Source organism: Corallococcus exercitus, from assembly GCF_042231735.1.
GTDB lineage: Bacteria > Myxococcota > Myxococcia > Myxococcales > Myxococcaceae > Corallococcus > Corallococcus exercitus_B.
Genome location: NZ_CP102577.1, coordinates 1,491,243 through 1,503,112, shown reverse-complemented (window position 1 = coordinate 1,503,112; position 11,870 = coordinate 1,491,243). Strand labels below are relative to the sequence as shown.

General features: G+C 67.4%; 11 protein-coding genes. All 11 read left to right on the top strand.

The features are described 5' to 3' along the window. Positions 1 to 19: 19 nt before the first annotated feature. The 11 genes from NR792_RS05590 to NR792_RS05540 all read left to right on the top strand — a co-directional run bounded on the left by NR792_RS05590 (position 20) and on the right by NR792_RS05540 (position 11,864). Complete coding sequence (locus NR792_RS05590; RefSeq protein ID WP_375761574.1) at positions 20 to 1,540, top strand: DUF2380 domain-containing protein; 1,521 nt, start codon at positions 20 to 22, stop codon at positions 1,538 to 1,540. Beyond that, complete coding sequence (locus NR792_RS05585; RefSeq protein ID WP_375759026.1) at positions 1,537 to 2,007, top strand: NUDIX hydrolase; 471 nt, start codon at positions 1,537 to 1,539, stop codon at positions 2,005 to 2,007. The genes NR792_RS05590 and NR792_RS05585 overlap by 4 nt, the downstream gene beginning before the upstream one ends. Positions 2,008 to 2,139: 132 nt before the next feature. After that, a complete protein-coding gene (locus NR792_RS05580) occupies positions 2,140 to 3,033 on the top strand; it encodes a GNAT family N-acetyltransferase (protein WP_375759025.1) in 894 nt (297 codons plus the stop codon). A 142-nt stretch (positions 3,034 to 3,175) separates the two neighbouring features. Next, positions 3,176 to 4,519 (top strand): hypothetical protein, encoded by a 1,344-nt coding sequence (locus NR792_RS05575; protein WP_375759024.1) that lies wholly within the window; start codon positions 3,176 to 3,178, stop codon positions 4,517 to 4,519. Then, positions 4,509 to 6,029 (top strand): DUF2380 domain-containing protein, encoded by a 1,521-nt coding sequence (locus NR792_RS05570; RefSeq protein ID WP_375759023.1) that lies wholly within the window; start codon positions 4,509 to 4,511, stop codon positions 6,027 to 6,029. Before NR792_RS05575 ends, NR792_RS05570 begins: the two co-directional genes overlap by 11 nt. Continuing rightward, positions 6,026 to 6,496 carry an NUDIX hydrolase gene (locus tag NR792_RS05565; protein WP_375761573.1) on the top strand — a complete coding sequence of 157 codons (471 nt, stop codon included), beginning with the start codon at positions 6,026 to 6,028 and terminating at the stop codon, positions 6,494 to 6,496. The genes NR792_RS05570 and NR792_RS05565 overlap by 4 nt, the downstream gene beginning before the upstream one ends. Positions 6,497 to 6,550: 54 nt before the next feature. After that, positions 6,551 to 7,018, top strand: a complete 468-nt coding sequence (locus NR792_RS05560) for an NUDIX hydrolase (protein ID WP_375759022.1) — start codon at positions 6,551 to 6,553, stop codon at positions 7,016 to 7,018. Positions 7,019 to 7,084: 66 nt separating this feature from the next. Continuing rightward, positions 7,085 to 7,978, top strand: a complete 894-nt coding sequence (locus NR792_RS05555) for a GNAT family N-acetyltransferase (protein ID WP_375759021.1) — start codon at positions 7,085 to 7,087, stop codon at positions 7,976 to 7,978. Positions 7,979 to 8,513: 535 nt separating this feature from the next. Further along, entirely contained in the window at positions 8,514 to 8,954 is a 441-nt protein-coding gene (locus NR792_RS05550) for a type VI immunity family protein (RefSeq protein ID WP_375759020.1), read from the top strand. Continuing rightward, the gene (locus NR792_RS05545; RefSeq protein WP_375761572.1) at positions 8,900 to 9,247 is read left to right on the top strand and encodes a type VI immunity family protein; all 348 of its coding nucleotides are present in this window, start codon (positions 8,900 to 8,902) and stop codon (positions 9,245 to 9,247) included. Before NR792_RS05550 ends, NR792_RS05545 begins: the two co-directional genes overlap by 55 nt. A 172-nt stretch (positions 9,248 to 9,419) precedes the next feature. Further along, complete coding sequence (locus tag NR792_RS05540) at positions 9,420 to 11,864, top strand: Ig domain-containing protein (RefSeq protein ID WP_375759019.1); 2,445 nt, start codon at positions 9,420 to 9,422, stop codon at positions 11,862 to 11,864. The last annotated feature ends 6 nt before the right edge of the window (positions 11,865 to 11,870 follow it).

Below are 11,870 nucleotides of genomic sequence, written 5' to 3'. Positions count from 1 at the left end.
GTGGGTCTGGGGGTGGACAATGCGCGCTGAGGCCCTGGTGCTGGCGCTGGTGCTGATGGCCACGGGATGCGCCTCTGTACCGCAAGCGCATGGGCGGGGCCGAAGCTTGAGCGATGCGCAGCGTGAGGCCCCTTCGCCCGCGTGGGTGGCGGCTCCGAACGACGAGCCTCCGCGCGCCTGGAACGCGCGCCCACGCGTCCTCTCCGGGTCTGAGCAACGGCTCCTGCGCCGCCAGCAGCCACGTGACGACGTGACCGCCGTGGGAGGCGGCGCGGTCGGGGGCGGGGCCCGGAGCAATGCATTGACGCGGCAGGCAGTCCTCGACGCGACGAAAGAGGTGAAGGGCTCACTGCGCGACGTCGAAGCCGCGTTCACCCAGCTGGCGGCCCGTCCTCCAGACCTCTGGGGCTTTAGCCTCACCGGTGTCTTCACGCGCTACCTCGACCAGGGCTCCAAGCAGGTGACGTGGCTTCATGGCGCGCTTGGGAGCGCCACGGTATTGACGGAGGCGGCCTCGGAAGTCGGCGACACGGACATGGAATTGGGCCTGCTTCGCATGACAGGGCCAAAGCTCCAGGCGGCCCAATTCGGAACGCTCCTCTTGGCCACCTGGGTGGACTTCCTGCACCTCGCGGACGCCGTCCTTCGCAACTGCCCCATGTGCAGCGCCGAGAAGCTCTTCGTGGACCTTCATCGCGTGCAGGGGTTGATGCAGCCCACGCTGACGGACCTCGCCTCACTGGACCCGGAGCGGGTGGAGGCGGCGACCACCGCGATGCCCGAGCTGATGGGGAAGCTGACGCGTGAATTCGACACGCTCCATCAAGAAACCCGCGCGACCATGAAACTCGGCGGGCAGGTCATCGCGGCGATGCAGGCGGTGGAGATGGTCACGATGATCTCCACGATGAAGATGGCCCTTCCACGCGTGCCGCCTTCGGCCCCTGTGACACTGGGCGTGGGCCTCGTGATGAGTTCAGGCGGCGTCATGGTGGGCTCGCGGATGGTGGTTTCCGCCGAGTGGGTGGAGATGATGCGAAGGCTCGTGCAGGCGGGCGTCATCTCCGTGCCTGCCGTCGGCGCGGCCGTCCTCATTCAGGGCGGACAGTTCACGATGGCCCAAGCGCACCAGGACTTGCCCAAGGGCGTGCGCGAAGCGCTGGGGGACAGCCCGGAAGTGCGCGGCATGCACGTCACGGGAAAGGCAGGGGCGGGCATGTCCGAGGCCCCCAAGCACCACGTCCTGCCGAAGGAGCACCGCGAGTGGTTTGAGCAGCGCGGCTTCAAGGGCGACATGGACATCGACCAGTTCTGTGTCCGCCTGGAGCAGGCCCACCACGAGGCGATTCATGGAGGGGGGAACTGGAAGCTGGGGCGCATGTGGCCCGACGAGTGGAACAGCAGGATTATGCGCGCGCTCCAAGATGCTGAGGTCAGCGCCGGGAGGCCGTTGACGCGAGATGCGATCCTCAGGATCGTCGGTAGGAATATGAAGGCCTACGATATTCCAATGAACTTCACTCACGGGAGAAGCCGATGACCGATGGACGCTCGTGGCAGGGGAATTGGATCGCCCGCCTGTATGAGCGCATCCGTGAGCGGGGGTACGACTCGGTCACCGCCTTTGCTGAAGATCGCCCTACGGCATCACTAGTTGCTCTGGCAGAGGAGCTTGGCCCGGACGACGTTGCCGGCGTCCAGGTGTTCAAAGGGTTGGTCGCTGAGGCTGAGCGCAGCAAGAAGCTCACTCGATTGGCTCGCGGACAGCTTGTTCGCGAACTGTCGGATGTCCTCCCCAACGGCTGGCCCGCTGTGCTGGATGATGATGCCCGCCTGGAGGTCGCGATAGCACTCGGCCAATGGTCGGCATACACCCCGGACCCCCTCGTGGAGCGTGTAAGGAGTGCTAGCGGCGCGCTCCTCGCCAATCCGCCCCCAGCCGGTTGGCGTCCGCTCGGTCCCGATGACGAGCTGCTTCGGACGCTCCTGCCGGACGATGAAGCCTGATCGGAAGAGGCAGCCGTCCCAACCAGTGAAGGAGCCGCCGTGTGCCCCCAGTGGGCCCCTCTCGCCATTCAAAGCCCAGCAATCCTCGCCGAGGCATGGGTTCGCGGGTTCATTCACCAGGAGCGTTTGACCATGCCGTCCTCACGGTTCTACGCGGGTGAGCAGGATCTGCGGGCCATGACGCGCCTGGTGTCCGAGGGCCATGCCGCGCATGGGCCCCACTTCGAGTGCACCGTGGGAGACCTCGACTGGCGCATGTACCGCAATGCCTTCGTGCGGCCCGAACAGAACGTGCGCCTCTGGCATGACGAGCGCGGGCACCTGCTGGGCTTCGCCTGGGGCTATGTGAATGGCGACGTCGACCTGCTCATCCATCCTCGAGAGCACGCCGCCACCCTGGTGCCCCAGATTCTCGAGTGGGCACAGGCGTGGTTCCCCACGCGCGGTGCCTCCGACGCGCGTCCGCTTCATGTCTGGGCATTGGAGAGCAACACGCCCCTGACCCGTGCGCTGGAGCAACAGGGCTGGCGGCGCACCGAAGGCTGCTACCTCCACCTGGCCCAGCCAACGGCGGACACTGGCACCGCGCCCCTGCCCCCCGGCTATACCGTCCGAAACGTGCGAGGCCCCGAGGAGACCGCCGCGCGCGCCGAGGTTCATCGCCGGGCCTTCGGCACCGAGCGCGTCACCTCCGAGGTGTACCAGCGGGTGATGCGCGCCACCCACTACCGCGCGGACCTGGACCTGGTGGCCGAGGCGCCAGACGGCTCGCTGGCCGCGCTGGCGCTGTGCTGGCTGGACCCGGAGAACGGCCTGGGTGAGTTCGAGCCCGTCGCGACAGCGCCGGAGCACCGCCGCAAGGGCCTGGCTCAGGCATTGCTCCAGGAAGGGCTGGGACGCCTGTGGAAGGCGGGCGCCAGGACGGCGCTGGTCTATGCCCAGGCCGCCAATCCCGCCTCCGTGGCACTCTACGAATCGGCGGGCTTTCGCATCATCGACCGGAACTGGGGGTACGTGGCGCCCTGAGTCCTGACGAGGGCATCCGCTTGTCTCGCGGCACCGTGGGGTCGTCGCACGTCCCGGCCGGGGTCATGCCTGCGGGTGCTGGGCTGAATGTCAGACGTGTGTCCTTTGCTCTCCTCGGAGGTGTCAATCCCAGGGGGCGTGGATGCGAATGACGCGAGGTGGGGCTGTCTGGCTATGGCTGCTGTTGCCGGTTGCCGCATGGGCCGAGGACGTCCCGGAAGTGCCGCCCGTGGAGGAGGAACGGCGGCGCCCACCGGACGAGGCCTGGCGCAACCTGCTGCGCGTGGAGGCGACGACGCTGGCCTTCCTGCCGCGCGCGGGCGTCGGTACGGACGAGGGCTTCCTCCAGGTGGAGCCGACCCTCATTCTCGACGGAGGCGCGGAATTCGGCCTCAACCTGGGCACGCCCGTGCGGTTGCGCCTCTGGGGTGGTGGTGGGGCCGCGGGCTTCGTGCGACGCGAGGACTGGGACAGCCTCTCGGACTTCGGGCAGGTGGTGCGCGGCCTCAAGCTGGGCTCGAACGGCGCGCCGGTGGGCGTCTGGTTCGGCGCGCTGGAGTCCTGCAGCCTGCTGTCCGCGCACCTCGTCCGGCGCTACTCCAACCGAAGCAATCCCGACTACCACCCAGCGGGCGGCTTCCTCACCGGCACGCTGGGACCCCTCTACACGCAGGCGTTCGCCTCGGACGTGCTGGGCGCGCGCCTCATGGGGGCGGAGGTCGCACTGGACCTGGAGCACGTCCTCTTCGGCCCGCCCCGCGCGCAGGGCCGCTACACGCTGGCACTGTCGGCGGTGCATGACTGGGGGAAGGCTGGAGGAGACACGCCCCCGGTGACGCTGGCGCACCTGGACGCAACCGCCGTGGTGGTGGTGCGGCCGGGCTTCGAGGCCCACCTGCTTGCCGGTTGGGGCGGACGGCCCGGTGCGGGCGGCGCATGGGGAGCGGTGGTGGGCGCGGGCGCGGATGCGGTGACACCCACGCTGGACATGCGGCTGCGGTTGGAGGTGCGCAGGCAGCATGGCGGCTTCCGACAGGGATACTTCGGCCCGGACTACGAGCTGGCGCGCTTCAAAGCGGCGGGGCCGGAGGAGGTATCACTGGCGGAGGCCCCCTTCCCGGACGGGACTTCCGCCTATGGCGAGGCGGAGGTGGGCTGGGACGCGGTCCGCTACGGCGGCCTCTCCAAGCACATGAAGCTGTCGCTGGGGGTGGAGGCCTTCAACTGGGGCCGCTTCGACGTGGACGGGCGCGTGGCGGTGCAGCTCTTTGACCGCTCCGTGGAAGTTGCCTTGAAGGGGCTCGCGGTGGGGGCGGGACAGCCTGGAGCGCGCTACCTGGGCGCGGCGGAAGCGCGCTGGCGATTGCTGGGTGGGAAGCTCTACGCGATGGGGACGGGCGGCACGCTGCTCTTCCCCACGCCGGAGGGGACGCTCCGGCCGGGGGCTTTCGCCTCGGTGGGCCTGGGGGTGGACAATGCGCGCTGAGGCCCTGGTGCTGGCCCTGGTGCTGCTGGCCACGGGATGCGCCTCCGTGTCGCAAGCGCCTGGGCGTGGCCGAAGCTTGAGCTACGCACCGCGAGAGGCCTCCTCGCCCGCCTGGGTGGAAACCCCGAGCGATGAGTCCCCGCGCGCCCGGAACCTCCTCCCGCGCGCTCTTGCTGGGCCCGAGCAACGGCTCCTGCGCCGCCAGCAGTCGCGTGACGACGTGACCGCCGTGGGAGACAGCGCTGTCGGGGGTGGGGGCCGGAGCAATGCATTGACGCGGCAGGCGGTCCTCGACGCGACGAAAGACGTGAAGGGCTCCTTGCGCAGCGTCGAGGCCGCGTTCACCCAGTTGGCGGCCCGCCCTCCAGACCTCTGGGGCTGGAGCCTGACCGGCGTCTTCACGCGCTACCTCGACCAAGGCACCAAGCAGGCGAAATGGCTTCATGGCGCGCTTGGGAGCGCCACGGTATTGACGGAGGCGGCCTCGGAAGTCGGCGACACGGACATGGAGCTGGGCCTGCTTCGCATGACAGGGCCAAAGCTCCAGGCGGCCCAATTCGGAACGCTCCTGCTGGCCACCTGGGTAGACTTCCTGCACCTCGCGGACGCCGTCCTTCGCAACTGCCCCATGTGCAGCGCCGAGAAGCTCTTCGTGGACCTTCATCGCGTGCAGGGGCTGATGCAGCCCACGCTGACGGACCTCGCCTCACTGGACCCGGAGCGGGTGGAGGCGGCGACCACCGCGATGCCCCATCTGATGGGGAAGCTGACGCGTGAATTCGACACGCTCCAACGGGAGACCCGCGAGACCCTGAAGCTTGGCGGGCAGGTCATCGCGGCGATGCAGGCGGTGGAGATGGTCACGATGATCTCCACGATGAAGATGGCCCTGCCACGCGCGCCGCCCTCGGCCCCTGTGACACTGGGCGTGGGACTGGCAATGAGTTCAGGCGGCGTCATGATGGGCTCGCGACTGGTGGTCTCCGCCGAGTGGGTGGAGATGATGCGAAGGCTCGTGCAGGCGGGCGTCATCTCCGTGCCTGCCGTCGGCGCGGCCGTCCTCATTCATGGCGGACAGATCACGATGGCCCAGGCGCACCAGGACCTGCCCAAGGGCGTGCGCGAAGCGCTGGGGGACAGCCCCGAGGTGCGTGGCATGCAGGTGACGGGCAGAGCGGGGGCGGGCATGTCGGACGCCCCGAAGCACCACGTGCTGCCGCAGGAGCACCGCGAGTGGTTCGAGCGGCGCGGCTTCAAGGGCGACATGGACATCGATCAGTTTTGCGTCCGGATGGAACAGGCCCACCACGAGGCGATCCACGGTGGGGGGAACTGGAAGCAGGGGCGTACATGGCCCGGTGAGTGGAATCGGCTGATCATGGAGGCACTGCGCGATGCCGAGACCGAAGCTGGACGCATGTTGACGAGGAATGCAGTCCTGGACATCGTTGCGGATCGAATGAAGGACTACCGGATCCCGATGAACTTCACGCCGTGGAAAAGACGATGAGCGGTGGAGACGCTTGGCAGGGCAACATCAAAGCACGCCTGTACGAACGAGTCCGTGCGCGGGGCTACGATTCGCTGACTGCCTTCGCGGATGCGCGCCCAACTGTCCCGCTGTACGCACTGGCTGACGAACTTGGCCACGATGACGTTGCTGCGGTGCAGGTGTTGAGCGGGTTGCTTGCAGAGGCGGAACAGCAAAAGCGGGTCACGCGCTTCGTTCGTGATGTTCTAGTGCGCCTCTTGTCTCAGAGCCTTCCCAACGGTTGGCCGGCCGCGCTGGATGACGAGAACCTGTTCAAAGTAGCCAAGGCACTCGGCTCGTGGTCCGCATACACCCCAGAAACCCATAAGGAGCGGGCCAGATTGGCGAGGGCGGCACTTCGCGCGAACCCTCCCCCTGCTGGATGGCGCCCGCTCGGCCCCGACGACGAGATTCTTCGGACACTCCTCCCCGACGAGGAGGCCTGACCGGAAGCGGCGACCAGTCGATCCAACAAGTGCCGTTTACCTAGGATGTGGCCGATGAGTGGCGGAGAGGCTTGGCAGGGCAACATCAAGGCGCGCGTGTACGAACGAGTCCGAGAGCGAGGCTACGACTCACTGACTGCCTTTGCCGATGCGCGCCCTGCCGTTCCGCTGTACGTCCTGGCCGACGAGTTGGGCAACGACGTTGCTGCGGTGCAGGTGTTGAGCGGCTTGCTGTATGAGGCAGAGCAGCACAAGCGGGTCACGCGCTTCGTTCGCGACGTGCTCGTGCGCGAAGTCGCTGAGGGACTTCCCAACGGTTGGCCGCCCATCTTGGACGACGCAAGCCGCTTCGAGGTTGCAATGACGCTTGGGCGCTGGTCTGCGTACACCCCAGAAACCCATGAAGAGCGCGCGCGGCAGGTGCGCGATGTGCTCCTCGCCAGTCCACCACCTCCCGGCTGGCGTCCACTCGGTCCTGACGACGAGCTTCTCCGGACGCTCCTCCCCGACGAAGAAGCCTGACCGGAAGCGGAGCCCGTCCTCGCCGAAGCACGGGTTCGCGGGTTCATTCACCAGGAGCGTTTGAACATGCCGTCCTCACGGTTCTACGCGGGCGAGCCGGATCTGCGGGCCATGACGCGCCTGGTGTCCGAAGGCCATGACGCGCATGGGCCCCACTTCGAGTGCACCGTGGGAGACCTCGACTGGCGCATGTACCGCAATGCCTTCGTGCGGCCCGAACAGAACGTGCGCCTCTGGCATGACGAGCGCGGGCACCTGCTGGGCTTCGCCTGGGGCTATGTGAATGGCGACGTCGACCTGCTCATCCATCCTCGAGAGCACGCCGCCACCCTGGTGCCCCAGATTCTCGAGTGGGCACAGGCGTGGTTCCCCACGCGCGGTGCCTCCGACGCGCGTCCGCTTCATGTCTGGGCATTGGAGAGCAACACGCCCCTGACCCGTGCGCTGGAGCAACAGGGCTGGCGGTGCACCGAAGGCTGCTACCTCCACCTGGCCCAGCCAACGGCGGACACTGGCACCGCGCCCCTGCCCCCCGGCTATACCGTCCGAAACGTGCGCGGCCCCGAGGAGACCGCCGCGCGCGCCGAGGTTCATCGCCGGGCCTTCGGCACCGAGCGCGTCACCTCCGAGGTGTACCAGCGGGTGATGCGCGCCACCCACTACCGCGCGGACCTGGACCTGGTGGCCGAGGCGCCAGACGGCTCGCTGGCCGCGCTGGCGCTGTGCTGGCTGGACCCGGAGAACGGCCTGGGTGAGTTCGAGCCCGTCGCGACAGCGCCGGAGCACCGCCGCAAGGGCCTGGCTCAGGCATTGCTCCAGGAAGGGCTGGGACGCCTGTGGAAGGCGGGCGCCAGGACGGCGCTGGTCTATGCCCAGGCCGCCAATCCCGCCTCCGTGGCACTCTACGCGTCGGCGGGCTTTCGCATCATCGACCGGAACTGGGGGTACGTGGCGCCCTGAGTCCTGACGAGGGCATCCGTGCCGCTGGCGCAGGTCGTAGAAGTCGCGAGTTCGAGGTGGCCCAGACGACACCGTCATGGACCATGGCGACGCCCACGAAGAGCCACGGGCGGGTGGTGCTCCTGGGCGCGGTTCCACCCCGGGATGACGGCATGGCGTCGGATAGAGTCCGGCGCATGCGTCCCGTGACGAGTCTCTGGATGGCCTGTGCCCTGCTGACGGCTTGTGCTGGAGGTTCACGGCATTCCCGGCATGGGGAGCTGGGGTTCGTAGATACGGACACGGCCGCACGGGCGCGGTATGCGGCGTATGTGGCCGAGCAGGCCGCCGTGTCCGCCACCCGGGCCGCTGCGTCTCCCCTGCTCCGAGCCATTCCGCCGGCCATGCTCGCACTGATGCAACAGGACCATGATGCGGAGTGGGCAACCTATGGCCCAGGGAGCCCCTACTTCAGAAGCAACCAGCGCACCGTCTACGAAGCCGCATTGGGCGGAAAGCCTTTGCTCATCTCTCCACAGAGAGGAGTGTGGGAACCATGAAGGAAGCCCATCCCGCCATTCAGCTTCGAGACAAAGGCGGTTGGCTGGCCGCGCAGGACGGCCTCGTCATCTCCTTCTACCTCCACCGTGCCCCTGAAGAAGTCGCGCCTGCCATCTGGCGCTCCCTCCAGCGCTATCTCCGGGTCATTCCGCCCAAGACATTGAATTGGTACGTCTCGGAAGAGGGAGACATGGCCCCATTGGATGATGCGGGCTGGGAGCAGATCCGGCAGTACCTGCTTGCCCCCCCATGGAGCGGCGCCTGGGCGATAGAGCTGTCGGAAAGCCCAAGCGAGGCGGGAAGCTACCAATTCGAGTACTACGGGCGGCGGCTGGAGGATCCCCTCTACAAGGATCCGATCACGTCCGTCGATACCCAAGTCTGGACCTCTACCACGCCAGCGCCTACAGCTCGATCATCGGCACGCAATCCCTGAGTCCCGCCTGGCTCACCTTTCTAGGTCAGCCCCTGTTGGGACAGCTGGGGGGCATCGACGCGCTCCGGAACGCGCTTCCCTTTCCGGAGGTCTCCCTGCTCCCCATGGACGGGGACCGCATGCTCGTCACCCTGGACGAATGGCCAGCCCCCATTGACACACAGCGGGAGGCCATCCCGCCCCGGTACCGCGCGCTGGCACGTCTGATGGAGCCCTTCCTCTTCCAATACAATGGCGAAGAACTCCTCCCCTACCAACAGGACGTGAACAGGCGGATCCGCAGGTTCCTCTAACCCTCGGCCCGGACCGTTGTTGCCTGTCAGGCAACTGTGGCTTCCCAGGCAACGACTGCCACCAAATCACCGATGTGTATTTCGTTGGCTTGGAGAAACTTCACTCGAAGTCGTGCCGATAAAGCTTCGTTGTGGCCCGCACCCCGCGGCTCGACACTTCGAGGCCTGAAAAATGCCTGTGTTTCATGGAGCCCGCCGGCTCGCGTTGTGCCTGCTCACGTTCGTTCTCGCCTGCGGTTCCACCGAACCGGACCCGACGCCCGGGGAGGACGACGACAGCGGCAAGGTCGCCGCGCTCATCCTCTCGCCGAACGGAGCGACGCTCCTGGTGGGCGAGACGCTGACCCTGGCCGCGCAGGCGCTCGACGACAGCGGCCATACGCTCAAGAACGTCCAGGTGACCTGGTCCTCCTACCTGCCCGAGTACGCCACGGTGACCGACGGCCGGGTGACGGGCGTGGCTCCCGGCGGCACGGTCATCACCGCCAGCGTGGGGTCGGTGAGCACGACCCTGACGGTGGTCGTGATGCCGGGCGACGCGTCCCTTCCGTCGAGCGACGAGGTCCTGACGTCCGCGCACGAGGCAGGCCTCATCAATGACGAGGAGCTGCTGGCCTACCGCGTGTACGCCGCGTTCAGCGATCCCCGGCTGCCCCTCCAGTACAAGGCCCGGGTCGAGCCGGGCTTCGACGTCACCCCGCTGGAAGACCTCCACTCGCGCTTCGACGACCTCTCCGCGCCCATGCAGGAAGCGCTCGGGATGTACCTGCTGCGTCCGGACGACCCGGGGAGCTGGCTCAACGCGCCCCTGCCCGACGCCCGGCTGCGCAGCATGAACCGGCCCACCTGCAGGCCCAGCACGGACAAGTGGGACTCCCCTTCCAAGTCCTTCTCGAAGGTGAAGGTCTGGTACCAGTACACCGTCAAGGGCCAGCGCGAGCAGGCCGTCCTCCTCGACGAGGCGATGGAAAAGGAGATCTGGCCGAAGCTGATGGCGCTGGGCCTCAAGGCACCCCTCACCGACGAGGCCAACGCGGGCTGCAACGGAGGAAGCCCGCAGCTCGACATCTACCTGACCCCCAACATGGCCGGCCGGGGCCTGACCCTCCCGGACCAACTGGCCAACACGCAGGCGCCTACCTACATCCTGCTGTGGGATGGGCTTTCCGGTGACGACCTCAAGGGCGCGGCGACGCACGAGCTGATGCACGCCATCCAGTGGTCCTACAAGACGAAGGGCTGGCAGCGCGACTACGGATGGATCCGCGATGCGACCGCGAACTGGGCCATCGACCACGTGTACGGGCAGCAGCCGCAGTTGGAGCACGACTACGCAGACTGCTTCATGAGCAGCCCGGACCTGTCCCTGGACGACCGCTCCCCGGGGCACTGCGGCCTGGCGGCAGTGGGCAGCGAGGCGAGGCGCGACTACGGCGCCTACCTGTTCTTCCAGTTCCTGGCGAAGAAGCACGGCCCGAACGTCGTGGTGGCGGCGCTGGAGAAGCTGACCACGGAGACCTCCAGCCTCACCGCGGTGGACGCCGCCGTCCCCGGCAAGCTGGAGAAGACCTGGCCGGACTTCGCGAAGGTGCTCTGGAACCAGGCGCCCATCGACACCCAGGCGGACTCCTTCGCGAAGTGGGACCAGCTCACGGAGAAGGTGAAGACCCACGCGCTCAACGGCGACCTGGCCGGCGCACCCGAGCACAAGGAAGACCTCCACGACGAGCTGAAGAACCTGTCCAGCCACTACGAGCACTTCACGTTCAGCGACCCGAACACCCGCTCGGTGCTCTTCCACAACGGGTGGTTCAAGAACATCACCGAGTCGAAGGAGCCGGTGAAGGTGCTCGCGCTCTGGAACGACGCGAGCGGGACGTGGCATGAGGAGGACTGGAGCAATTACGAGTACGTGGGCCTCTGCCGTGACATGAAGTCGCAGCGGGCCCAGGACCTGATCATCATCACCAGCAACGCGAAGTTCGCGCCCGGTGGCGGTGGGAGCCTGAAGGCGGCGAAGACGCCCTACCTCAAGCGCAGCAACCTGGGCTGCTGGAAGTACAAGGGCACCACGAAGGCGCACCTGATGGGGGCGGGCTGGTCGGGCCGGGGGCACCTCCTCGACACGAAGGTGGAGTTCCAGGTGCTGGGGGCCTTCGCGACCTCGGACTACGACCATCCGAACCTGCCGCACACGAAGCGGCTGGGCGCCTTCATGATCATGCCCCCCACCGGCGACTTCACGCTCGACGTCGACTACACGACCGGCGGGTGCCGGTACACGCACGGGCCCACGAAGTACGCGCTGGGCCCCTCAGGCGGGGTGATGTTGATGAACCCCTTCAACGAGCTGAAGTCACCGGATCCCGATACCCAGGACTGGCTGTCGCACCCGTCGCGCTCGTACACGTCGGCGCTCGCGGATGGACGCATCGTGGATATCGCCGTCGGCGGCAGTCCGGACTGCAAGGGGCCGATGAAGGATGCCCCCGGGAACATCCTCTTCACGGACTCGGGTACACCGCCGCTCGCGAAGCCCAATGGCGAGCTGTCCGGGACGTTCATCTACTCGGACACCACCTTCACCTGGACGCTGCAGGCGCAGCTCGAACCCTGAGCCGCG

Excerpts from the sequence above, each read along its gene's own strand:
- NR792_RS05590 (WP_375761574.1), top strand. The coding sequence starts at position 20 with ATGCGCGCTGAGGCCCTGGTGCTGGCGCTGGTGCTGATGGCCACGGGA.
- NR792_RS05585 (WP_375759026.1), top strand. The coding sequence starts at position 1,537 with ATGACCGATGGACGCTCGTGGCAGGGGAATTGGATCGCCCGCCTGTAT.
- NR792_RS05580 (WP_375759025.1), top strand. The coding sequence starts at position 2,140 with ATGCCGTCCTCACGGTTCTACGCGGGTGAGCAGGATCTGCGGGCCATG.
- NR792_RS05575 (WP_375759024.1), top strand. The coding sequence starts at position 3,176 with ATGCGAATGACGCGAGGTGGGGCTGTCTGGCTATGGCTGCTGTTGCCG.
- NR792_RS05570 (WP_375759023.1), top strand. The coding sequence starts at position 4,509 with ATGCGCGCTGAGGCCCTGGTGCTGGCCCTGGTGCTGCTGGCCACGGGA.
- NR792_RS05565 (WP_375761573.1), top strand. The coding sequence starts at position 6,026 with ATGAGCGGTGGAGACGCTTGGCAGGGCAACATCAAAGCACGCCTGTAC.
- NR792_RS05560 (WP_375759022.1), top strand. The coding sequence starts at position 6,551 with ATGAGTGGCGGAGAGGCTTGGCAGGGCAACATCAAGGCGCGCGTGTAC.
- NR792_RS05555 (WP_375759021.1), top strand. The coding sequence starts at position 7,085 with ATGCCGTCCTCACGGTTCTACGCGGGCGAGCCGGATCTGCGGGCCATG.
- NR792_RS05550 (WP_375759020.1), top strand. The coding sequence starts at position 8,514 with ATGAAGGAAGCCCATCCCGCCATTCAGCTTCGAGACAAAGGCGGTTGG.
- NR792_RS05540 (WP_375759019.1), top strand. The coding sequence starts at position 9,420 with ATGCCTGTGTTTCATGGAGCCCGCCGGCTCGCGTTGTGCCTGCTCACG.